Origin of the sequence: Cereibacter sediminicola, from assembly GCF_007668225.1 — a bacterium.
Classification (GTDB): domain Bacteria; phylum Pseudomonadota; class Alphaproteobacteria; order Rhodobacterales; family Rhodobacteraceae; genus Cereibacter_A; species Cereibacter_A azotoformans.
In genome coordinates this window covers 163,636-184,285 of sequence record NZ_VDEK01000004.1, presented here as the reverse complement: position 1 = coordinate 184,285, position 20,650 = coordinate 163,636, and the positions used below count along the sequence as shown (strand labels likewise).

21 protein-coding genes are annotated in these 20,650 nt (G+C 68.6%); 11 read left to right on the top strand and 10 right to left on the bottom strand.

The window, feature by feature from the left end; genetic code table 11:
- Positions 1 to 74 precede the first annotated feature (74 nt).
- Both FG154_RS04775 and FG154_RS04770 read right to left on the bottom strand, forming a co-directional pair.
- The gene (locus FG154_RS04775) at positions 75 to 389 is read right to left on the bottom strand and encodes a DMT family transporter (RefSeq protein WP_145104804.1); all 315 of its coding nucleotides are present in this window, start codon (positions 387 to 389) and stop codon (positions 75 to 77) included.
- The gene (locus FG154_RS04770) at positions 386 to 1,345 is read right to left on the bottom strand and encodes an acetyl-CoA carboxylase carboxyltransferase subunit alpha (protein WP_145104802.1); all 960 of its coding nucleotides are present in this window, start codon (positions 1,343 to 1,345) and stop codon (positions 386 to 388) included. Before FG154_RS04770 ends, FG154_RS04775 begins: the two co-directional genes overlap by 4 nt.
- Positions 1,346 to 1,555: 210 nt before the next feature.
- On the opposite strand from FG154_RS04770, the gene FG154_RS04765 reads away from it, so the two are divergent.
- Entirely contained in the window at positions 1,556 to 2,020 is a 465-nt protein-coding gene (locus FG154_RS04765; protein WP_145104800.1) for an AraC family transcriptional regulator, read from the top strand.
- A 90-nt stretch (positions 2,021 to 2,110) separates the two neighbouring features.
- On the opposite strand, the gene FG154_RS04760 is transcribed toward FG154_RS04765, so the two are convergent.
- A complete protein-coding gene (locus tag FG154_RS04760) occupies positions 2,111 to 3,067 on the bottom strand; it encodes an L-malyl-CoA/beta-methylmalyl-CoA lyase (protein ID WP_145104798.1) in 957 nt (318 codons plus the stop codon).
- Positions 3,068 to 3,334: 267 nt separating this feature from the next.
- Here FG154_RS04760 and dgcN point away from each other — a divergent pair, with 267 nt between their 5' ends.
- The 3 genes from dgcN (at position 3,335) to FG154_RS04745 (ending at position 6,273) form a co-directional block, all read left to right on the top strand.
- On the top strand, positions 3,335 to 4,336 hold the full coding sequence (dgcN, locus tag FG154_RS04755) for an N-acetyltransferase DgcN (RefSeq protein WP_145104796.1): 1,002 nt from the start codon (positions 3,335 to 3,337) through the stop codon (positions 4,334 to 4,336).
- A gap of 111 nt (positions 4,337 to 4,447) precedes the next feature.
- Positions 4,448 to 5,410, top strand: a complete 963-nt coding sequence (gene dgcA, locus FG154_RS04750; protein WP_145104794.1) for an N-acetyl-D-Glu racemase DgcA — start codon at positions 4,448 to 4,450, stop codon at positions 5,408 to 5,410.
- A 2-nt stretch (positions 5,411 to 5,412) separates the two neighbouring features.
- Positions 5,413 to 6,273 (top strand): D-amino-acid transaminase, encoded by an 861-nt coding sequence (locus FG154_RS04745; RefSeq protein WP_145104792.1) that lies wholly within the window; start codon positions 5,413 to 5,415, stop codon positions 6,271 to 6,273.
- A gap of 50 nt (positions 6,274 to 6,323) precedes the next feature.
- Here the strand turns inward: FG154_RS04745 and FG154_RS04740 are convergent, their stop codons facing one another.
- Positions 6,324 to 7,061, bottom strand: coding sequence for an N-formylglutamate amidohydrolase (locus FG154_RS04740; protein WP_145104881.1), 738 nt, complete (start codon positions 7,059 to 7,061; stop codon positions 6,324 to 6,326).
- A 140-nt stretch (positions 7,062 to 7,201) separates the two neighbouring features.
- Between FG154_RS04740 and pyk the strand changes: the two genes are divergently transcribed.
- The 6 genes from pyk (at position 7,202) to pheT (ending at position 14,074) form a co-directional block, all read left to right on the top strand.
- Positions 7,202 to 8,647, top strand: a complete 1,446-nt coding sequence (gene pyk, locus FG154_RS04735) for a pyruvate kinase (protein WP_145104790.1) — start codon at positions 7,202 to 7,204, stop codon at positions 8,645 to 8,647.
- 115 nt (positions 8,648 to 8,762) lie between these two features.
- Positions 8,763 to 8,963 (top strand): 50S ribosomal protein L35, encoded by a 201-nt coding sequence (gene rpmI, locus FG154_RS04730; RefSeq protein ID WP_002722593.1) that lies wholly within the window; start codon positions 8,763 to 8,765, stop codon positions 8,961 to 8,963.
- A gap of 12 nt (positions 8,964 to 8,975) precedes the next feature.
- Positions 8,976 to 9,338 (top strand): 50S ribosomal protein L20, encoded by a 363-nt coding sequence (gene rplT / locus FG154_RS04725; RefSeq protein ID WP_145104788.1) that lies wholly within the window; start codon positions 8,976 to 8,978, stop codon positions 9,336 to 9,338.
- A 138-nt stretch (positions 9,339 to 9,476) separates the two neighbouring features.
- Positions 9,477 to 10,559, top strand: coding sequence for a phenylalanine--tRNA ligase subunit alpha (gene pheS, locus FG154_RS04720; protein ID WP_145104786.1), 1,083 nt, complete (start codon positions 9,477 to 9,479; stop codon positions 10,557 to 10,559).
- A 33-nt stretch (positions 10,560 to 10,592) separates the two neighbouring features.
- A complete protein-coding gene (locus FG154_RS04715; protein WP_108220965.1) occupies positions 10,593 to 11,324 on the top strand; it encodes a hypothetical protein in 732 nt (243 codons plus the stop codon).
- Positions 11,325 to 11,656: 332 nt separating this feature from the next.
- A complete protein-coding gene (gene pheT / locus FG154_RS04710) occupies positions 11,657 to 14,074 on the top strand; it encodes a phenylalanine--tRNA ligase subunit beta (protein WP_145104784.1) in 2,418 nt (805 codons plus the stop codon).
- Between the two features lie 92 nt (positions 14,075 to 14,166).
- Here the strand turns inward: pheT and FG154_RS04705 are convergent, their stop codons facing one another.
- Positions 14,167 to 14,817: a DUF1523 family protein gene (locus tag FG154_RS04705; RefSeq protein ID WP_145104782.1), complete on the bottom strand. Its 651-nt coding sequence runs from the start codon at positions 14,815 to 14,817 to the stop codon at positions 14,167 to 14,169.
- Positions 14,818 to 14,824: 7 nt separating this feature from the next.
- Positions 14,825 to 15,094, bottom strand: coding sequence for a hypothetical protein (locus tag FG154_RS04700; RefSeq protein WP_011909450.1), 270 nt, complete (start codon positions 15,092 to 15,094; stop codon positions 14,825 to 14,827).
- Between the two features lie 121 nt (positions 15,095 to 15,215).
- Between FG154_RS04700 and FG154_RS04695 the strand changes: the two genes are divergently transcribed.
- Complete coding sequence (locus FG154_RS04695; RefSeq protein WP_145104781.1) at positions 15,216 to 16,487, top strand: acetylornithine deacetylase/succinyl-diaminopimelate desuccinylase family protein; 1,272 nt, start codon at positions 15,216 to 15,218, stop codon at positions 16,485 to 16,487.
- A 52-nt stretch (positions 16,488 to 16,539) separates the two neighbouring features.
- Here the strand turns inward: FG154_RS04695 and panC are convergent, their stop codons facing one another.
- From panC to FG154_RS04675, 4 genes are all read right to left on the bottom strand, one after another.
- Entirely contained in the window at positions 16,540 to 17,382 is an 843-nt protein-coding gene (gene panC / locus FG154_RS04690; protein ID WP_145104779.1) for a pantoate--beta-alanine ligase, read from the bottom strand.
- Positions 17,379 to 18,212, bottom strand: coding sequence for a 3-methyl-2-oxobutanoate hydroxymethyltransferase (panB, locus tag FG154_RS04685; RefSeq protein WP_145104777.1), 834 nt, complete (start codon positions 18,210 to 18,212; stop codon positions 17,379 to 17,381). The genes panC and panB overlap by 4 nt, the downstream gene beginning before the upstream one ends.
- Positions 18,213 to 18,336: 124 nt before the next feature.
- Positions 18,337 to 19,140, bottom strand: coding sequence for a L,D-transpeptidase (locus FG154_RS04680; RefSeq protein ID WP_186312288.1), 804 nt, complete (start codon positions 19,138 to 19,140; stop codon positions 18,337 to 18,339).
- Positions 19,141 to 19,262: 122 nt separating this feature from the next.
- Positions 19,263 to 20,468 carry an aminopeptidase P family protein gene (locus FG154_RS04675; RefSeq protein WP_145104775.1) on the bottom strand — a complete coding sequence of 402 codons (1,206 nt, stop codon included), beginning with the start codon at positions 20,466 to 20,468 and terminating at the stop codon, positions 19,263 to 19,265.
- Between the last annotated feature and the right edge of the window lie 182 nt (positions 20,469 to 20,650).

Here is a 20,650-nt window from a genome sequence, read left to right as displayed (position 1 = left end):
TCGCAGGGGGAAGTTTCGGGAAGGTTGCTGCCCCGGCCCCCAGTGCATCGAATTGTCGGAAACCAGCCGCCGCCTCAGGCGAGCTTGAGCGCCACGATCCCCGCCACGATGAGCGCGATCCCCGCGAGCCGGAGCGGAGAGGCGGGCTCGCCGAACAGCGCCATGGCGAGGAGCGCCGTTCCCACGACGCCGATGCCCACCCAGACCGCGTAGGCCGTGCCGACGGGCAGGCTCTTCATGGCCAGACTCAGAAGCCAGAAGCTCGCCAGCGCGCCGGCGACGGTCAGCACGCTCGGCAGCGGGCGGGTGAAGCCATCGGAGTATTTCAGGCCCAGCGCCCAGCCGGTCTCGAGCAGGCCCGCAACCAGCACCAGAAGCCAGGGACTCAAGCCGCGAGGCCCTTCGACCCCATGTCGAGGAACTTGTTGCGGCGGTCCTTGATCAGCCACTCGGGCTTGCGGCCCACCAGCTCCTTCAGCATCATCTCGATGGCCTTGCCCACGGCCTCGACCGTCTCGCGCCGGCCGCGTTGCGCGCCGCCCAGCGGCTCCTTGATGATCCGGTCGATCACGCCCAGCTTGTGCAGGTCCTGCGCGGTCAGGCGCAGCGCCTCGGCCGCTTCGCGCATCTTCTCGGCGTCCTTCCACAGGATCGAGGCGCAGCCCTCGGGCGAGATCACCGAATAGACCGAATGTTCCAGCATCGCGATCCGGTTCGCCGTGGCCAGCGCCACCGCCCCGCCCGAGCCGCCCTCACCGATCACCACCGTCACCAGGGGCACGCCGATTTCCAGACATTTCTGCGTGGCGCGCGCGATGGCCTCGGCCTGTCCGCGTTCTTCGGCGCCCTTGCCGGGATAGGCGCCGGGCGTGTCCACCAGCGTGATCACCGGCAGACGGAACCGGTGGGCGAGATCCATCAGGCGGATCGCCTTGCGATAGCCCTCGGGGCGGGCCATGCCGAAGTTGCGCTCGATCCGGGTCTTGGTGTCGTGGCCCTTCTCCTGCCCGATCACCACCACCGGGTTGTCGTTGAACCGTGCGAGCCCGCCCATGATCGCATGATCGTCGGCAAAGTTCCGATCCCCGGCGAGCGGCATGTATTCGGTGAAGAGCCCCTCGATATAGTCCTTGCAGTGCGGACGGTCGGGGTGGCGCGCGACCTGGCACTTCCGCCAGGGCGTCAGATCCTTGTAGAGGTCCTTCAGCAGCGCCTCGGCCTTGCGGTCGAGCGCCGCCGCCTCCTTCTCGACGTCCATCTCCTTGTTGCCCCGCGCGAGCGCGCGCAGCTCCTCGGCCTTGCCCTCGATCTCGGAGAGAGGCTTTTCGAATTCGAGATAGTTCATCGCGGACACTCCGTGCGGACCGGCACGGTATATGCAGCCGGGCGGGGGCAAATGCAACATGAGGACCGGGAGGCTGCGACACAGGCAGCCGGTGCACCGACGCCGCAGCAGGGGCTTTGACGCGCGGGCCGGTCAAGATGCCACACGAGCGAGGGCCGCGAAATGGGCCAACATGGGCCGGTGTCCGTGACGAGTTGAGGAGCCAAGGCCATGTACCCCGTGCATATCCGTGAAAAGACCCCTCGCCGCCTCGCTGCCCTGCGCCATGCCGGCGCGTTCGAGGAGATCGGCTGCACCTTCGGCCAGACCTGCCAGATCCTCGAGGAGCGGGGCCTGCTGTCGCAGGCCGGCTGCATGATCGGCATCTACTGGGACAATCCCGTCTCCACGCCCCCGGGCGCGCTGCACAGCCATGCCGCGATCCAGGTGCCCGAGACGATGCCCATCGCCGCCCCGCTCGAGGAGCTGCGCCTGGCCGGCGGGCGCCATGCGGTCCTGCGCTACACCGGGCCCTACTCGGGCCTTGCCAATGCCTACCGCTACCTCTTCGACGAATGGCTGCCCGCCGCCGGCGAGTTGCAGACCGAGGGGCCGGTGATCGAGATCTACCGCAACGCGGCGATGGATACGCCGTCGAACGAACTGGTCACCGAGATCTGCGTGCCGCTGCTCTGAACACAGCAACGCCCCGGACCGGGGTCCGGGGCGTGCGTCCTCCCGATTTGCTGCGGCTTGCCTCCCAACTCACCGCAGCTCCGGTATGGCTCAGGCTGAGATCATTTCCGCCTGCCTTACGATCACTTCTGCCTGTTTGATGGACGCGATGTCAACAAGTCTTCCCTTGTAAACCGTCGCTCCTTCCCCGCGCGCCTTGGCGGCTTCCATCGCGGCGAGGATCTCGCGCGCCTCGGCTACCGCCTTGTCGGAGGGGGTGAATACCTCGTTCGCCAGAGCCACCTGCTTGGGGTGGATCGCCCACTTGCCCACCATGCCAAGGGTGGCCGAGCGGCGCGCCTGGGCGCGGAAGCCCTCATCGTCCGAGAAGTCGCCGAAGGGGCCATCCACTGGCAGGATCCCGTGCGTGCGGCAGGCCGCCACGATGGCCGCCTGCGCCCAGTGCCACGGATCGGACCAGTGCTTCTGCCCCTCATGCAACATGTAGTAGTTTTCCTGCGTCCCACCGATACCAGTGGTCTGCATTCCCATCGAAGCGGCGAAATCGGCGGCGCCCAGGCTCATGGCCTGCAACCGCGGAGACGCGGCGGCGATCTCCTCGACATGGGCGATGCCGGCGGCCGATTCGATGATCACCTCGAAGCTGACGGGGTTCGTGCGGCCTTTGGCTCGCTCGACCGCCGTCACCAGCGCATCGACGGCATAGACGTCCGCGGCGCAGCCCACCTTGGGGATCATGATCTGGTCGAGCCGATCGCCCGCCTGCTCGAGCAGGTCCACCACGTCGCGGTACCAGAAGGGCGTGTCGAGCCCGTTGATCCGCACCGAGAGATATTTCCTTCCCCAGTCGAGCGTGTTGATCGCCTCGATGATGTTCAGGCGGGCCTGAGGCTTGTCGTCGGGCGCAACCGAATCTTCCAGATCGAGATTTATGACGTCCGCCGCCGAGGCCGCCATCTTCTCGAACAGGGCGGGCCGCGAGCCGGGACCGAACAGCTGGCAGCGGTTCGGACGGGCGGGCGGCGGAGGCTGAAGTCGGAAGCTCATCGGATCTCTCGGCAATGAAGTTTCATCTCTCTGGCGAGATTGGTTATTATATTGCGCTGCGCAGCGCAAGTCCGTTTCGCGGTTGCAGAAAACTCCGGCCGGCGGATCAGAGATTGCGCCAAACCGATCAGTGGCGCGTCATTCTTCGGCCAATACGCCTTCTGGCCGAACAATCTTGTTCACATGTTGCCTCACGAGGGATGAATTGCGATGCAATTCGCAAGAATGCCGCGCATGATCCCGAGGACACTTTCAAGGATGCCCGACATGATCCAGACACCCTACCTTCTCTTTCTCGGCGATGCGCCGGACGCCCTGGCCGCCAAGGTGGCGCAGGGCATCAAGGACTGGCGCCCCGAGTTCGCGGTGGGGCAATACCGGATGGAAGGGTGCAAGGCCGACATGGGCCTGCCGGACATGACGCTGGCCGAGGCGAAGGCGGCGGGCTGCAGGACGCTGGTGATCGGCGTGGCCAACCGCGGCGGCGTGATCTCGCAGGCCTGGAAGAAGGTGCTGATCGCGGCACTCGAGGAAGGGTTCGACCTCGCCTCGGGCCTGCACAACCTCCTGCGCGACGAAGAGGATCTGGCCGCCGTCGCCCGCGCCACTGGACGGGCTCTGCATGACGTGCGCGTGCCGGAGGTGGATTATCCGATCGCCAACGGCCGCAAGCGCAGCGGCAAGCGGATGCTGGCCGTGGGCACCGACTGCTCGATCGGCAAGATGTACACGGCGCTCTGCATCGACCGCGAAATGCGCGAGCGCGGGCTGAAGTGCAGCTTCCGCGCGACGGGCCAGACCGGCATCCTCATCACCGGCGACGGCGTGCCGCTCGACGCGGTGATCGCGGATTTCATGGCGGGCTCGATCGAATATCTCACGCCCGACAACGACGCCGACCACTGGGACCTGATCGAGGGCCAGGGCTCGCTCTTCCATGTCAGCTACTCGGGCGTCACGCTGGCCCTGATCCACGGCGGGCAGCCCGATGCGCTAATCATCTGCCACGAGCCGACGCGGACCCACATGCGCGGCCTGCCCGACTACACCCTGCCCTCGATCGAGCAGGTGCGGGACGCGGCGCTCGCCATGGCGCGGGTGGCCAATCCCGCCTGCGTGGCGGTCGGCTGCTCGATCAACACCCAGGCCCTCTCGGACGAGGAGGCGCGGGCCTATTGCGCCGAGGTCGAGGCCCGCACCGGCCTGCCGACCGTCGATCCCTTCCGTCATGGCGCCGGTCGTCTGGTCGATGCGCTGATGGCCGTGTAGCCTCCGCTTCCGCAGGGCCTGCGCCGGCCGGGCCCGTCCCGGCCGGTCCGCGGCCCGCCCCGCCTGCGGGTCCGCCCGCAGCCCTGGACACGCACGGCCGGAGGAGCCGCCATGATCACCGTCACCCCCGAGAGCTTCCGGCTCGCGGAAACCTTCACCATCTCGCGCGGCTCGCGCACCGAGGCGCATGTGCTGACCGTCACGGTCACGCGCGAGGGCCTCAGCGGGCGGGGCGAATGTGTCCCCTACGCCCGCTACGGCGAGACGCTGGACAGCGTCGCCGCCCAGATCGCCACCCTGCCCGAGAACCTGACGCGGGCCGATCTCCAGTCGCTGCTGCCCGCGGGTGCTGCGCGGAACGCGGTGGATTGCGCGCTCTGGGATCTCGAGGCGAAGGATTCCGGCAAGCGCGTCTGGCAGCTTCTGGGCCTGCCTGCGCCGCAGCCGCAGGTCACGGCCTTCACCCTCTCGCTCGACACGCCCGAGAAGATGCAGGCCGCGGCGGCGCGGAACGCGCACCGGCCGCTCCTGAAGATCAAGCTCGGCACGCCCGACGACATGCCCCGGCTCGAGGCGGTGCGCCGCGGCGCTCCTGCGACGCGGATCATCGTGGATGCCAACGAGGGCTGGACCGCGGATGTCTATTCCGACCTCGCCCCGCATCTGCTGCGCCTGGGCGTCGCGCTGGTCGAACAGCCGCTGCCGGCCGATCAGGACGAGCTGCTGGCCGAGATCGCCCGCCCGCTGCCGGTCTGCGCCGACGAATCCTGCCACGACCGCCACTCGCTGCCCGGCCTCAAGGGCAAGTATGACGTGATCAACATCAAGCTCGACAAGACCGGCGGGCTGACCGAGGCGCTGGCGCTGCGTGAGGCGGCGCAGGCCGAGGGCTACGGGCTGATGGTCGGCTGCATGGTGGGCAGCTCGCTTGCGATGGCGCCGGCCACGCTTGTTGCGCAGGGTGCGTCTTACGTCGATCTTGACGGCCCTCTGCTTCTGGCAGAAGACCGCGAGCAGCCGCTCGTCTTCGACGAGGCCGGCATCCATCCTCCATCCGCCGAACTCTGGGGTTGAACATGAGCCGCACCGTCTATGTGAACGGGGAGTATCTCCCCGAGGAAGAAGCCACCGTCTCGATCTTCGACCGGGGCTTCCTGATGGCCGACGGCGTCTATGAGGTCACCTCGGTCCTCGGCGGCAAGCTGATCGACTTTGCCGGCCATGCCGCGCGCCTCGAACGCTCGCTGAACGAGCTGGAGATGGCCACTCCCATGAGCACCGAGGAGCTGCTCGAGGTTCACCGTGAACTGGTGGCGCGCAACGGGATCGAGGAGGGGATGGTCTATCTCCAGATCACCCGCGGCAATCCCGGCGACCGCGACTTCGCCTTCCCGCCGGCCGACACGAAGCCGACCGTGGTGCTCTTCACCCAGTCGAAGCCGGGCCTCGCCGCCAATCCGGTCGCCCGGGTCGGCATCAAGGTCATCTCGATCCCCGACATCCGCTGGGGCCGGCGCGACATCAAGACGGTGCAGCTGCTCTATCCGTCGATGGCCAAGATGGCGGCGAAGAAGGCCCATGTCGATGACGCCTGGTTCGTCGAGGACGGGTTCGTGACCGAAGGCACCTCGAACAACGTCTATATCGTGAAGGGCGGCAAGATCGTCACCCGCGACCTGTCCAACGACATCCTGCACGGGATCACGCGCGCCGCCGTCGTCCGCTTCGCGCGCGAGGCGCAGATGGAGGTCGAGGAGCGCCCCTTCACCATCGAGGAGGCGCAAGGCGCCGACGAGGCCTTCTTCACCTCGGCCTCGGCGTTCGTGCTGCCGGTGGTCGAGATCGACGGCAAGGCGGTGGGCACCGGCACGCCGGGCCCCGTGGCCGCCCGCCTGCGCGAACTCTACCTCGAGGAAAGCCTGAAGGCCGCCGTCTGAGCGGCGCCCCTGCCAGCGGAACCGTGCGGGCGGCCAGGGGCCGCCCGTTCTCATTCCGGGCAGGCGGCGAGCACCTCCTCGAGGATCGGCGCCAGCCTTTCGGCCCAGCCCGCCTGCTCGGCCTCGTGCCGGATCAGGTCGTGGCGCAGCTCGATCAGCGTGTTCAGACGGCCGCGCTGCAGGGCGTGCCGGTCGATGGAATCCCCCGGCAGATGGCCGAGATAGGGCTGGTTGTCGCCCACGCAGAGATCGGGTTCGGCCCGCAGCCTCTCGATCAGCGCCCGACTGAAGCGGTCGTTCAGCGGCGAATGCAGGATGCCCACATGCCAGGGCCGCGGCCCCCTGCCCTGCAGCCGCGGCGTGAAGGAATGGATCGCCACGATCACCGTATCCGCCCGCCGCGCCGCCAGCCGGGCCAGCGCCGCGTGATAGGGCCGATGGAGCGTCTCGAGCCGCCGCTCGACCTCGGCCGAATCCACATGCCGGTTGGCGGGGATGATCGTCCCGTCATAGAGGCGCATCACCAGCGTCGGGTCCTTCTCGCCCCGGTTCGGATCGATCACCAGCCGCGAGAAGGTGGAAAGCACGCACGGCCCGTCCAGCCGCTCGGCCAGCGCCCTGGCCACGCCGGCCGCGCCCACGTCATAGGCGATGTGCCGCTCCATCTCGGCGGGCGGCAGGCCCAGATCGCCCCCCGCCACCTCGGGCGGCACGCGGTTCGAGGCATGGTCGCAGGTCACCAGCCAGCGCGAGGGGCGCTCCGCTCCCACGATCTCGAAGGCGTCCATCAGCCACTCCGTCACATCCATGTCAGCCTCCCGGTTTAGGACGCATTGGCAAAAAGCGCCAGTTGCCGCGCCCCCGGCTTTCGGCCATAGAGGGACCGGCCCACCACGACATCGACAGAACGACAAGGAAACGAGGCAGGATGAGACGCCTTCGCAATGTAAAGATCGTGGCCACACTGGGGCCGGCCTCCAACGACTATGCCACCATCCGCGCGCTGTTCGAGGCCGGAGCGGACGTGTTCCGGCTGAACATGAGCCACGGATCGCATGACGACATCCGCGCACGGCACCAGACGCTGCGCCAGATCGAGGCGGACACGGGAACGCCGGTCTGCATCCTCGCCGACCTGCAGGGGCCGAAGCTCCGCGTCGGCACCTTTGCCAACGGGTCGGAAGAGCTGGTCGAGCGCGCCCGCTTCCGGCTGGATCTGGACCCCGCGCCGGGCACGGCCGAGCGGGTGAACCTGCCCCATCCCGAGATCTTCGCGGCGCTGGAGCCCGGCTCGTCGCTGCTGGTGAACGACGGCAAGATCCGGCTCGAGGTCGCCGAGTGCGGCCCCGACTTTGCCAATTGCATCGTGACCGTGGGCGGCACCATCTCGAACCGCAAGGGCGTGAACGTGCCCGACGTGGTGCTGCCGCTGGCCGCGCTGTCCGAAAAGGACCGCCGCGATCTCGAGTTCGTCTGCGAACTGGGCGTGGACTGGCTGGCGCTGTCCTTCGTGCAGCGTCCCGAGGACGTGGAAGAGGCGCGCAGCCTCGCCCGCGGCCGGGCGGCGATCCTGTCCAAGATCGAGAAGCCCGCGGCCGTGAAGGCCTATGACGCGATCCTCGCGGTCTCCGACGGGATCATGGTCGCCCGCGGCGATCTGGGGGTGGAACTGCCAGTGCAGGCGGTGCCGCCGATCCAGAAGCGCCTCGTGCGGGGCGCCCGCGCGGCGGCCAAGCCCGTGATCGTGGCGACCCAGATGCTCGAGTCGATGATCGACTCGCCCATGCCCACCCGCGCCGAGGTCTCGGACGTGGCGACGGCCATCTACGAGGGCGCCGACGCGGTGATGCTGTCGGCCGAATCCGCCGCGGGCTCCTACCCGATCGAGGCGGTCACGACGATGAACAACACCGCCATCTCGGTCGAGAGCGACCCGGTCTATCGCGACATCATCGAGGCGAGCCGCTCCGCCCGCCGCACCAGCGTCGCCGATGCCATCGTGGCCGCCGCCCGCGAAATCGCCGAGAACACGCCGATCAAGGCCATCTGCTGCTTCACCCAGACCGGCACGACCGTGTCGCTGGTGGCGCGCGAGCGGCCGCGGGTGCCGATCGTCGCCCTGACCCCGCTGGTCGAGACGGCGCGTCGCCTCTCCTTGACCTGGGGCACCCACTGCGTCGTGACCGAGCCGCAGGAGCGGTTCAAGGGCGCGGTGATCTGCGCCGCCCGCACCGCCCTCGCCGACGGCTTCGCGCGCGAGCACGAGCAGATCGCCGTGGTCGCGGGCGTGCCCTTCAACGTGCGCGGCACCACCAACATCCTGCGCGTCGCCCCCTGCGACGAGCGGCTGATCTACAGCGGCGACCCCGAATAGGGCTTTCCGCTTGCGCACCGGCCCGCTCCCGGCTATGGGAGCGGCCTTCAAACCCGCACGGCCGGCCGGAGAGGCATGCCGAGTCGTGCTTGACCACTCGCAAGAGGAGATGGAAATGCCCAAGATGAAGACCAAGTCCGCGGCGAAGAAGCGGTTCAGCTTCACCGCCACCGGCAAGGTGAAGGCCGGCCCCGCCGGCAAGCGCCACGGCATGATCAAACGCTCGACGAAATTCATCCGCGACGTCACCGGGACCATGATCCTGTCCGACGCCGACGCGAAGATCGTCAAGAAATACATGCCCTACGACCGGTAAGGAGAGCTTCACATGTCCCGCGTCAAGTCCGGCAAGGTCACCCACGCCCGCCACCGCAAGGTCATCAAGGCCGCGAAGGGCTACTACGCCGCCCGCTCCACCAACTTCCGCACCGCGACCCAGGCCGTCGACAAGGCCAACCAGTACGCGACCCGTGACCGCAAGGCCCGCAAGCGCAGCTTCCGCGCGCTGTGGATCCAGCGGATCAACGCCGCCGTCCGGCTGTTCGACCTCGAGATGACCTACTCGCGCTTCATCAACGGCCTGTCGAAGGCCGGTATCGAGGTGGACCGCAAGGTGCTCGCCGATCTCGCCGTGCACGAGCCCGAGGCGTTCAACGCCATCGCCGCCCGCGCGAAGGCCGCGCTGGCCTGAGGCCCGCGACAGTTCCCGGAAAGGCCCCGCACCCTCCGGGTGGCGGGGCTTTTTCATGTCACGCCCCGGCGAGGATTGCTGCTCTGGACAAAGCGTCCCTCGCCCGGTAGCACCCGCTCACCTGCACCGGAGGCTGACATGACCGCGCTCGACACGCTCAGAGGCAAATATATCGAGGCCATCGCCAGCGCCGCCGACGAGGCCGCGCTCGAGGAGGTCCGCTTGGCGGCTCTGGGCAAGAAGGGCGAGATCAGCCTCAAGATGCGCGAGCTGGGCCAGATGTCGCCGGAAGAACGCCAGACCACCGGCGCCGCGCTGAACCGGCTGCGCGACGAGATCGACGCAAGCCTGCGCGCCCGCAAGCAGGGGCTGGCCGATGCGGCGCTGGATGCGCGACTGAAGACCGAGTGGCTCGACGTGACGCTGCCCGGCCGCCCGCGCCGGATGGGCACGATCCATCCCGTGAGCCAGGTGATGGCCGAGTTGACCGCGATCTTCGCCGACATGGGCTTCGCCGTGGCCGAAGGCCCGCAGGTCGAAAGCGACTGGTTCAACTTCGACGCGCTGAACATCCCGCCCGAGCACCCCGCCCGGCAGGAGCATGACACCTTCTTCATGGCGCGCGCCGAGGGCGATCCCCGCCCGCCGCACGTCCTGCGCACCCACACCTCGCCGGTGCAGATCCGCGCCATGCAGGCGCAGGGCGCGCCGATCCGGGTGATCGCGCCCGGCCGCGTCTACCGCATGGACATGGACCAGACCCACACGCCGATGTTCCATCAGGTCGAGGGGCTGGCCATCGACCGCGACATCTCGATGGCCAACCTCAAGTGGGTGCTCGAGGAATTCTGCCGCGCCTTCTTCGAGGTGCCGAGCGTCGAGCTGCGCTTCCGCGCCTCGCATTTCCCCTTCACCGAGCCGTCCGCCGAGGTGGACATCCGCTGCTCGTGGGAGGGCGGACAGCTGAAGATCGGCGAGGGCGACGGCTGGCTCGAGATCCTGGGCTCGGGCATGGTGCATCCCAAGGTGCTGGCGGCGGCCGGCGTCAACCCTGACGAGTGGCAGGGTTTCGCCTTCGGCATGGGGATCGACCGCATCGCGATGCTGAAATACGGCATCCCGGATCTGCGCGCCTTCTTCGAAAGCGACCTGCGCTGGCTGCGTCACTATGGCTTTGCCGCTCTGGACATGCCTGATCTGGCAGGGGGGCTCTCACGCTGATACCCTGACCGGATCATGGTAAAGGGTCCGGTCATGGTTAGTGTGCACCAAATCGTCACGATCCAGAACGTCATCGCGGCGACCCTCGTCGTCTGGTATTTCGCCGCGATCTACTATCTCGAGTTGCGGCGCCAGTTCCGCTACCCCGAATATCCCGCCGCACGGCGCTATCCGATGTGGCGCAGGCGCTTCCAGCTTTACGGCCAGCTTCAGGCCAACGCGCCGGGCAATGTCACCGACCGCAGCCCCGAGGCGCAGGAGGTGCTGCAGTCCTTCCTCCGCAAGGTCGAGATCCGCAGCGCCACGCTGGTCGCGCTCTGGGCCGTGCTGCTGGGGGCCGAGCTGACCTTCGCCTTCTCGATCCCGAGCTGGCAGCCGGGGCGGCTCCTGCTGATCGGCCTTGCCGTCTGCTGCCTGCCCTTCGTGCTGCGGCTGGCCTTCGGCCTCTCGCCGGTGGATCAGATCGAGACGCACCGCATCCTGACCAACAGCACGGATGATGCGACAGCCGCGCGCCGCCTGCAGGATCAGCTGATCGAGGATCTCTACCGCAAGGAGCTGGCCTTCCGCTTCTCGGCGCAGGGGTTCCGCCTGATGCTGCTGGTGCTGGCCATGCTGACGGTCGGCTATCTCTCGACCTACATCGACTGGGCGGCCGTTCGGGCCCATCTGCCCGAACTGACGATGCCCAGCTTCTCGCTGCCCGAGCTGAGCCTGCCGAGCCTGAGCCTGCCCGAGTTCTCGCTGCCGAAGATCGGCTTCTGATCGGACAGGCCTGACAGGCCAAGGTCATCGCCCCGCCGGCGCCTGTGGTGCTGGCGGGGTTCGCATGTCCGGCCCCCGCAGGGACTGCAGCCCCAGCAGCGCCAGCAGCGCGAGCAGCAGACAGAGCCGAAAGGGCCCGATCAGAGATCGGCGGTTCGCGGGAAGAGCAAGCATCTTGTCCATCCCCTCAACCTCCACGCGATTCCGGGCAAAAGAATGGCGCCGGCCGACGGTCTTCCGAACAGGCCGTTTCCCGCCCGGAAACCCCGGCCTTCCCCTTCGCGCCCGTTTGCGCTAAGGCCCGAACCGCAATCATTTCCGAGGGGCGCCCGATGAAATTCACCCTGTCCTGGCTGAAGGATCACCTCGAGACCGAGGCCCCGCTCGACGAGATCGTGACCGCCCTGACCGACCTCGGCCACGAGGTCGAAGGGGTCGAAGACCCGGCAAAGGTGCTCGGCGCCTTCCGCATCTGCCGCGTGATCGAGGCCCAGCCGCATCCGAACGCCGACCGGCTCCGCCTCTGCCGGGTCGAAACCTGGCCCAACGGCCCTGACGCCCCCTCCGAGGAGGTTCAGGTGGTCTGCGGCGCGCCGAACGCCCGCACCGGCCTCGTGGGGGTCTTCGCGCCCGTCGGCACCCATGTGCCCGGCACCGGCGTCGATCTGAAGCCCGGCGTGATCCGGGGCGTCGAGTCGAACGGCATGCTCTGCTCCGAGCGGGAACTGATGCTGTCGGATGATCACGACGGCATCATCGACCTGCCCGCGGACGCGCCGCTCGGCGTGCGCTTCATCGACTACAAGGGCGTGAACGATCCGGTGATCGAGGTGAAGATCACCCCGAACCGGCCTGACGGTCTGGGCGTCCGCGGCCTGGCACGCGACCTCGCCGCCCGAGGCCTCGGCACCCTCCGGCCGCTTCCGATCGAGCCGGTGGCCGGTCGCTTCCCCTCGCCCGTCAGCGTGACCATCGCGCCCGAGCTGAAGGAGAAGGGCTGCCCGCTCTTTGCCGGTCGCACCATCCGCGGCGTGAAGAACGGCCCCTCGCCCGACTGGCTGCAGGCACGGCTGCGCGCCGTGGGCCTGCGCCCGATCTCGGCGCTGGTGGACATCACCAACTACTTCACCATCGGGCTGAACCGCCCGCTGCACGTCTTCGACGTCGCCAGGATCAAGGGCGGCCTGCGCATCCATGCCGCAGAGGGCGGCGAGGAACTGCTGGCGCTGGACGGCAAGAGCTACACCGTGCGCGCGGGCCAGATGCTGATCTCGGACGATGAGCAGCCCGAGTCGCTGGCCGGCATCATGGGCGGCGAGCTTTCGGGCTGCACCGAAGAGACCACCGAGGTCTTCCTCGAAAGCGCCTACTGGGACCCGATCACCATCGCGGCCACCGGCCGCGCGCTCAAGATCGTCTCGGACGCCCGCTACCGGTTCGAGCGCGGCGTGGACCCGGCCTTCACCCTGCCGGGGCTCGAGCTGGCGACCCGGATGATCCTCGACCTCTGCGGCGGCGAGGCTTCGGAGGTGGTGATGGACGGTGCGGTGCCCGACACGTCGCGCGCCTATCGCTTCGATCCGAAGCGGGTGGTGAGCCTCGTCGGCATGGACATCCCCGCGGCCGAGCAGCGCGCCACGCTCGAGGCGCTCGGCTTCACCTTCGAGGGCGACATGGCCGCCCCGCCCAGCTGGCGGCCCGACGTGCAGGGCGAAGCCGATCTGGTGGAAGAGATCGCCCGCGTGGCCTCGCTCACCAAGCTGAAGGGCAAGCCCCTGCCCCGCGCGCAGGCCGGCGTGCCGAAGCCGATCCTCACCACGCTCCAGGTGCGCGAGCAGACGGCGCGGCGGACGCTGGCCGCGCTCGGCTACAACGAATGCGTCACCTACAGCTTCATCGACGAGGCCGCGGCGAAGCTCTTCGGCGGCGGGACCGAGGCGGTGCGGGTCGAGAATCCGATCTCGTCCGAGATGACCCACCTGCGCCCGGACCTGCTGCCGGGCCTCTTGCGGGCGGCGGCCCGCAACCAGGCCCGCGGCTTTGCCGACATCGCGCTCTGCGAGATCGGGCCGGTCTTTTCGGGCGGCGAGCCGGGGGAGCAGCAGTTGCAGGCGACGGGCCTTCTGGTGGGGGCCGTGGCCCCGCGCGATCCCTTCGGCTCGCGCCGCCCCGTCGATGTCTATGACGCGAAGGCCGATGCCGAGGCGGTGCTGGCCGCCGTGGGCGCGCCGGCCCGGATGCAGATCAGCCGCAAGGTGCCGGGCTGGTGGCACCCCGGCCGGTCGGGGATCGTGGGCCTCGGGCCGAATGTGCTGGCCACCTTCGGCGAGGTCCATCCCCGCATCCTGCGCGAGATGGACGTGAAGGGGCCCGCGGTGGCCTTCACCGTCCTCGTGGCCAATGTGCCGCTGCCGAAGGTCAAGACGCCCACGCGGCCCGCGCTGAAACTCTCGGACCTGCAGGCGGTCGAGCGCGACTTCGCCTTCGTGGTCGATGCTTCGGTCGAGGCGCTGGCGCTGGTGAATGCCGCGCAGGGCGCCGACAAGGCGCTGATCGAGAGCGTCCGGGTGTTCGACCAGTTCACCGGCGAGAAGGCCGAGGCGCAGATGGGGCCGGGCAAGAAGTCGCTCGCGCTGACGGTGCGGCTCCAGCCCACCGACCGGACGCTGAACGACAAGGACATCGAGGCGGTCTCGGCCAAGATCGTCGAGAAGGTCTCGAAAGCCACGGGCGCCACGCTGCGCGGCTGAGAGGCGCGGTCCTCACATCAAAAGGCGCCTGGGTCCCTGCCCCGGCGCCTTTTCCGTCCTCTCTGGCCGCGGCCTTCGGGCCCGCCGCAGGATCAGCTTCTCAGAGACCGCATCCAGGCCTTGAAGCGGCCCACGTTGGTGCGGGCGCGTTTCCGGGCGAGGTCGGATCGGGTGTCCCAAGCATCCCCCATGTCCTCGAGCGCGGGATCGATCGTGCGCTCGCGGAACTGCATCCACATGCCCCGCACGAGGATCGCCAGACCGGCCAGCGCAATGAAGAAGAAGATGTTGAACCACGGGATCACGGTGACCTCCGGCCCCTCGACCTCGCGCAGTTTCACCGCGTTGGGGAACATGCTCAACACCTGCACGCGCCAGCCGTAGCGCGTCACCACGACCCAGGTCGGATCGCCCGCGGTCGAGGTCAGATCCTCGGCCTTGGCCTGTATGTCGGAGCTGTTGAACTTGAAATAGGGCGGCCAGCCCCATTCGGTATCCTCGTTGCGGTAGACCATGGGCTTCCCGTCGGGGAAGATCGCGTAGATCACGTTGCCGAAGGTCGCGCCCGCGCGCGAGTCCGCCCCGGAGTTCAGGGTGCCGAACACCCTCGTGTCGCCGGGATCGATCCGCTGGATGTTGGTGCCCACGATCCGCACCACATCATGCCGCGGCAGGTTGTAGTGCAGCGCGGACACGACAAGAACCGCCCCCAGCGCCAGAAGAGCCCATTTCAGATAACGCATGACAACCTCACGAGTAATTCAGGGTCCAGAACACGACCGTGAAGATTATGGCCGGAATGATATAGACGAGCAGGATCAGCTTCTTGCGCAGACCCTTCTCGTACTTCTTCATACCGGCCTCGATATAGGCCTCACGCGGTCCGTCGCCATACCCCTCGTCATACTCCTTCTCCAGCGCCTCGCGCCGCAGCGAGCGCGAGTAGATGGACAAAAGGACGTAGAACACCGTCAGCACCACGGCGCCGATCAGTGCGACGCGGAGGAATCCGAGGATCATCGCTTTCTCCTTCCCGGCCCGGAGGGGCCGCTGCGCCGTTCTAGCGCGGGGCGGAAAGTCGCGGTATCGGGCAGATGGCCGCGCTGTTGCCCTTCGGCCTCGGGCGGGGCACTCTGCGGACATGAAGGACAGCCGCCTGATCGCCGAAGTCGAGTCCCGCCGCGCCGATCTGATCGCTCTGGCGCAGGAGCTGGTGCGCATCCCGACCCTGAACCCGCCGGGGCGCAACTACCGCGAGATCTGCGAGACGCTGGCCGCGCGCCTCGCGCCGGCCTTCGATGTCGAACTGATCCGCGCCGAGGGCGCGCCGGGCGATTCCGGGACCCATCCGCGCTGGAACCTGATCGCCCGGCGGGCGGGCGCGCGGCCGGGCGACTGCGTGCATTTCAACTCGCATCATGACGTGGTCGAGGTGGGCCACGGCTGGACGCGCGACCCGTTCGGGGCCGAGGTCGAGGGCGACCGGCTCTATGGCCGCGGCGCCTGCGACATGAAGGGCGGCCTCGCCGCCTCGGTGATCGCGGCCGAGGCCTTTCTTGCCGTCTGCCCGGACTTTGCGGGCAGCATCGAGATTTCGGCCACCGCCGACGAGGAGTCGGGCGGCTTTGGCGGCGTGGCCTACCTCGCCGGGCAGGGCCGCTTTGCCCATGTCCAGCATGTGCTGATCCCCGAACCGCTGCACAAGGACCGGATCTGCCTCGGCCATCGCGGCGTCTGGTGGGCCGAGGTCGAGACCATGGGCCGGATCGCCCACGGCTCGATGCCCTTCCTGGGCGAGAGCGCGATCCGGCACATGGGGGCGCTGCTCTCCGAGATCGAGGAGCGGCTCTATCCGCTGCTCGCCGGCCGCACCACCGCGATGCCGGTGACGCCCGAGGGCGCGCGGCAATCGACGCTCAACATCAACTCGATCCACGGCGGCGAGCCGGAGCCGGAGCCCGGATACACCGGCCTGCCCGCCCCCTGCGTGGCCGACCGTTGCCGCATCGTGATCGACCGCCGCTTCCTGATCGAGGAGGATCTGGCCGAGGTGAAGGCCGAGTTGCACGCCCTCGCCGCCCGGCTGGCCGAGAGCCGCCCCGGCTTTGCCTTCGAGATCCGCGACCTCTTCGAGGTGCAGCCCACCCTGACCGACCGCGAAGCCCCCGTGGTGCGCTCGACCGCCGCCGCCATCGAGCGGGTTCTGGCGCGGCAGGCGGATTATGTGGTCTCGCCCGGCACCTACGATCAGAAGCACATCGACCGGATCGGCAAGCTGAAGAACTGCATCGCCTACGGGCCGGGGCTGCTGCATCTGGCGCACCAGCCCGACGAGTGGGTGGGCATCCAGGACATGCTGGACAGCGCCAAGGTCATGGCGCTGGTGCTGGCCGACCTGCTCGACCCTGCGTGACGCGCGCGGCCCGGAGCGGCACCCCGCGCGCGGTTGACAGCTGGCAACCGCCTCAGACGGGGATGTTGTCGATCAGCCGCACGCCCTCGAGCGTGGCCGCCGCCAGCAGCCGGCCCTCGCCCTGAAGCCGCTCCATCGGAAGAAGCAGATCCGCCGTGCGCAGCTCGAGATAATCCACGGCCTCGAAACCCGCCGCCAGCACCTCGGAGCGGGCCTGCGCCAGCGCCTCGGGGACCGGCAGGCCGCCGCGCATTGCCGCCGCCGCCGCCTGCATCGCATGGCAGAGCGCCGGCGCCCGCGCGCGCCCCTCGGCCGACAGGCGGACGTTGCGCGAGGACATGGCCAGCCCGTCGGGCTCGCGCACCGTGGGGCAGCCCTCGATCCCGATCGGAATGTTGAGATCGGCCACCAGCCGCTGCACCACCATCAGCTGCTGCCAGTCCTTCTCGCCGAAGAAGGCACGGTCGGCGCGCGTCATGCCGAAGAGCTTGGCCACCACCGTGGCCACCCCGTCAAAATGGCCCGGCCGGTGCGCGCCTTCCAGAGGCTCGCTGACGCCCGTCACCGAGACGGTGGTGGCAAAGCCGCGCGGATAGACTTCCTCAGGCGGCGGGGCGAAGACCGCATCCACCCCCACCTGCGCCAGAAGCGCGGCATCCTGCTCTTCGGTCCGGGGGTACTTGTCCAGATCGGACGGGTTGTTGAACTGGCGCGGGTTGACGAAGATCGTCACGATCACCCGGTCGCAGGAGGCGCGAGCCCGACGGGCCAGGCTCAGGTGCCCGTCATGCAGCGCGCCCATCGTCGGCACGACCCCCACTGTCGCGCCCGCGGCCTTCCAGTCGGCAACGCGGGCGCGCAGCTCTGCCACCGACCGAAGAACGGTGGGCGTCACGGCTGCTTCCCCTTCAGCTCGTCGGGAAAGACATGATCGGGCGCCGGAAAGCGGCGCGCGCGCACCTCGGCCGCATAGGCGGCGATGGCCTCGTCGGCCGCCGTGCCGAGTTCGCCATACCGCTTGACGAACTTGGGGCGGAAATCGGTAAACAGTCCCAGCATGTCGTCGAGCACCAGCACCTGCCCGTCGCAATGGACCGAGGCGCCGATGCCGATGGTGGGGATCGCGATCCGCTGGGTGATGCGCTGCGAGAGCCCATCGGGCACCTTCTCGAGCACGACCGAGAAGGCCCCGGCCTCGGCCACGGCGATGGCATCCTCCATCACGCGGTCCGCGTCGGCGCCACGGCCCTGAACCTTGTAACCGCCCAGCGCATTGACCGCCTGCGGCGTGAGCCCGACATGCGCCATGACCGGAATGCCCCGCTCGACGAGGAAGCGGATCGTCCCGGCCATGTGTCGGCCGCCCTCCAGCTTGACCGCCGCGCAGCCGGTCTCGGCCATCAGGCGGCGGGCACTGGCGAAGGCCTGCGCGGGGCTTTCCTCGTAGCTGCCGAAGGGCATGTCGATCACGAGCATCGCGCGCGAGGTGCCGCGGGCGACCGCCTTGCCGTGCAGGATCATCATCTCCATCGTCACGCCGAGCGTCGTGGGCAGGCCGTGGACCACCATGCCGAGGCTGTCGCCCACCAGCGTGATGTCGCAATGGGCATCGACCAGACGCGCCATCGGCGTCGTGTAGGCGGTGAGGCAGACAAGCGGCTCGCCGCCCTTCCGCGCCAGAATGTCGGCCGCCATCACCGGACGGACGGGGCTGTTCACGCTCATCGCTCTGCTCTCCCCCCAGAGGAACCATCGGCTTGGGTATAAAGGCCAAAGACCGGAAGGGCCAGAAGGCAAGTGCCGGAGGAACCGCGGCTTCTTCCGGCTCGGGACCGCCGTCGGCGGCGCCTCAGCGGGCGGTGGCCGGGATGCCCGAGAGAAGGACGCGCTCCTCCTCGGTCAGGGGTTCGCCGGGGCCGGCGGCGATCCGGCCGAACTCGTCATCATGGAACGGCCCCTCCAGCTCGAGCGACTCGGCCTGCGTGCGCACCTTGACCGGCGTGCCGATGCGCGTGCGGTCGTAGAGGTCGATCGCATCCTGATTGAAGAGCCGGATGCAGCCCGCCGACGTGGCGTGCCCGATCGAGGCGTTCTGCACCGTGCCGTGGATGCGGAACATCGTGTCCCGCCCCCCGCGGTAAAGGTAGAGCGCGCGCGCCCCCAGCGGATTCTCGAGCCCGCCGGGAAGGCCCGCGGCGTAGGGGGCATACATCTCGGGCTGGGTGCGGACCATGTTGGCGGTGGGTTGCCACGAGGGCCACTCGCGCTTGCGCTGCACGGTGGCCGAGCCGCGGAAGGCCAGGCCCGCGCGTCCCACGGCGATGGCGTAGCGCATGGCCCGCCCCTCTTCGAGCACATAGTAGAGCCGCCGGGCGAAGGTATCGACGACGATGGTCCCCGGCCGTTCGGGCCCGGCATAGGGCACCTCCTGCCGGATGGCGTCGGGCGTCAGGTAGCGCATCGGCACCGGCTCGATGAAGAACTCGCCATCCTGGATGCCGGGATAGAGCGGATGCTCCTTCGGCCCCTCCAGCGGAGCGGGCGCCTGAGCGCAGGCAGCGAGGAACGGCAGAAGCGCCATCAGCGCGAAGGAGAGGATGCGGCCGGTCACGTTGAACCCATCTGGCTGGAGGACATGCCGTTGATCGGACATGGCGCAGCGGATCGCGTCAAGGGTGTGGGAACGGAAAGGCCGCAGGCGTGGCGCCAGAGGATCACTTCCGCCCGCCGGGCCCGCAGATCGCAGGCCCGGCGACCGTTGCCGCCGCGCCTGCGTCAGGCGATCACGTTGAACCCCGGACCATAGGGATAGCCGGTGATGTTCTCGTTCCCCTCGTCGGTGATCACGAGGATGTCGTGCTCGCGGTAGCCGCCGGCGCCGGGCTGGCCGGCGCCAAGCGTCAGCATCGGCTCCATCGAGATCACCATGCCGGGCTCGATCACGGTCTCGATATCCTCGCGCAGTTCCAGCCCCGCCTCGCGGCCGTAGTAGTGCGAGAGGATGCCGAAGGAATGGCCATAGCCGAAGGTGCGGTAGCGCAGCAGGTCGCGCTCCTCGAGGAAGGCGTTGATCTTCGCCGTCACCTCGGCACAGGAGGCGCCGGGCCTCAGCAGCGAGATGCCATACTCATGCGCGGCGACGTTGGCCTCCCAGATCCGCAGGCTCGCCTCATCCACCTCGCCCAGAAAGAGCGTGCGCTCGAGCGCGGTGTAATAGCCCGAGATCATCGGAAAGCAGTTGAGCGAGAGGATGTCGCCGCGTTCGAGCGCCCGGTTCGTGACCGGGTTGTGCGCGCCGTCCGTGTTCAGGCCGGACTGGAACCAGACCCAGCTGTCGCGGTACTCGGCCTCGGGGAACCGCAGGGCTATCTCGCGCTCCATCGCGTCGCGGCCGGTCATCGCGATCTCCAGCTCGGTCGCCCCCACGCGGATCGCGTCGCGGATGGCGTAGCCGCCCGCATCCGCCACCTGCGCGCCCTGACGGATCAGCGCGATCTCGGCCGGCGACTTGACCATGCGCTGCGCCATCGTGCCCGGCGCCACATCCATGCCGCGTCTGGGCTTGAGGAAGGCGTTCAGCTTTTCCGCCTGAACCATGGTCAGATGGTCGGCCTCGCAGCCGATGGCCTTGCCGGTGCCGGCGACCGCGGCCACCGTGCGCCAGAAATTGTCGCGCTGCCAGTCGGTGTAGGTGATGTTGTCGCCGACGCTGCGCCGCCAGGGCTGGCCCGCGTCGATGCCCGCGCTGATCGTCACGCAATCGGTGGGCGTGACGACGCAGGCATAGGGCCGCCCGAAAGAGCAATAGAGAAAGCCGGAATAGTAGGCGACATTGTGCATCGAGGTCAGCACGACCGCATCGAGCGAATGCAGCTCCATCAGGTCGCGCAGGCCTTCCAGCCGGGTCGCGTATTCTTCGGCCGCGAAGGGCAGGCGTGCCTTCTCGCCGTTGTGGAAGCGGTAGTTTTCGGGACGTTCCATCTCGGACCTCATCGGATGGGGCCCGGTGATCGGGACCCCGCAGGAGTCCCGGCGTACAGGACGGATGCGGGTTGCCCCGCAAGCACCGGAGGGGTGCCCCCTCCCACGGCGACGCCATCGCCGCTTGCGCATTCCCGCCGGGACTTCCCCGGTCGTCGGGTCCGACGCCTCCTTCCACGCGG

Bases quoted from the DNA above. Each gene is read 5' to 3' on its own strand.
- FG154_RS04675 (WP_145104775.1), bottom strand. From the start codon at position 20,468: ATGGAACGTCCCGAAAACTACCGCTTCCACAACGGCGAGAAGGCACGC.
- FG154_RS04765 (WP_145104800.1), top strand. From the start codon at position 1,556: ATGTACCCCGTGCATATCCGTGAAAAGACCCCTCGCCGCCTCGCTGCC.
- FG154_RS04705 (WP_145104782.1), bottom strand. From the start codon at position 14,817: ATGCGTTATCTGAAATGGGCTCTTCTGGCGCTGGGGGCGGTTCTTGTC.
- FG154_RS04680 (WP_186312288.1), bottom strand. From the start codon at position 19,140: ATGTCCGATCAACGGCATGTCCTCCAGCCAGATGGGTTCAACGTGACC.
- FG154_RS04770 (WP_145104802.1), bottom strand. From the start codon at position 1,345: ATGAACTATCTCGAATTCGAAAAGCCTCTCTCCGAGATCGAGGGCAAG.
- dgcA (WP_145104794.1), top strand. From the start codon at position 4,448: ATGATCACCGTCACCCCCGAGAGCTTCCGGCTCGCGGAAACCTTCACC.
- dgcN (WP_145104796.1), top strand. From the start codon at position 3,335: ATGATCCAGACACCCTACCTTCTCTTTCTCGGCGATGCGCCGGACGCC.
- rplT (WP_145104788.1), top strand. From the start codon at position 8,976: ATGTCCCGCGTCAAGTCCGGCAAGGTCACCCACGCCCGCCACCGCAAG.
- rpmI (WP_002722593.1), top strand. From the start codon at position 8,763: ATGCCCAAGATGAAGACCAAGTCCGCGGCGAAGAAGCGGTTCAGCTTC.
- FG154_RS04700 (WP_011909450.1), bottom strand. From the start codon at position 15,094: ATGATCCTCGGATTCCTCCGCGTCGCACTGATCGGCGCCGTGGTGCTG.
- FG154_RS04760 (WP_145104798.1), bottom strand. From the start codon at position 3,067: ATGAGCTTCCGACTTCAGCCTCCGCCGCCCGCCCGTCCGAACCGCTGC.
- pheS (WP_145104786.1), top strand. From the start codon at position 9,477: ATGACCGCGCTCGACACGCTCAGAGGCAAATATATCGAGGCCATCGCC.
- pheT (WP_145104784.1), top strand. From the start codon at position 11,657: ATGAAATTCACCCTGTCCTGGCTGAAGGATCACCTCGAGACCGAGGCC.
- pyk (WP_145104790.1), top strand. From the start codon at position 7,202: ATGAGACGCCTTCGCAATGTAAAGATCGTGGCCACACTGGGGCCGGCC.
- FG154_RS04740 (WP_145104881.1), bottom strand. From the start codon at position 7,061: ATGGACGCCTTCGAGATCGTGGGAGCGGAGCGCCCCTCGCGCTGGCTG.
- panB (WP_145104777.1), bottom strand. From the start codon at position 18,212: ATGAGCGTGAACAGCCCCGTCCGTCCGGTGATGGCGGCCGACATTCTG.
- FG154_RS04745 (WP_145104792.1), top strand. From the start codon at position 5,413: ATGAGCCGCACCGTCTATGTGAACGGGGAGTATCTCCCCGAGGAAGAA.
- FG154_RS04715 (WP_108220965.1), top strand. From the start codon at position 10,593: ATGGTTAGTGTGCACCAAATCGTCACGATCCAGAACGTCATCGCGGCG.
- FG154_RS04695 (WP_145104781.1), top strand. From the start codon at position 15,216: ATGAAGGACAGCCGCCTGATCGCCGAAGTCGAGTCCCGCCGCGCCGAT.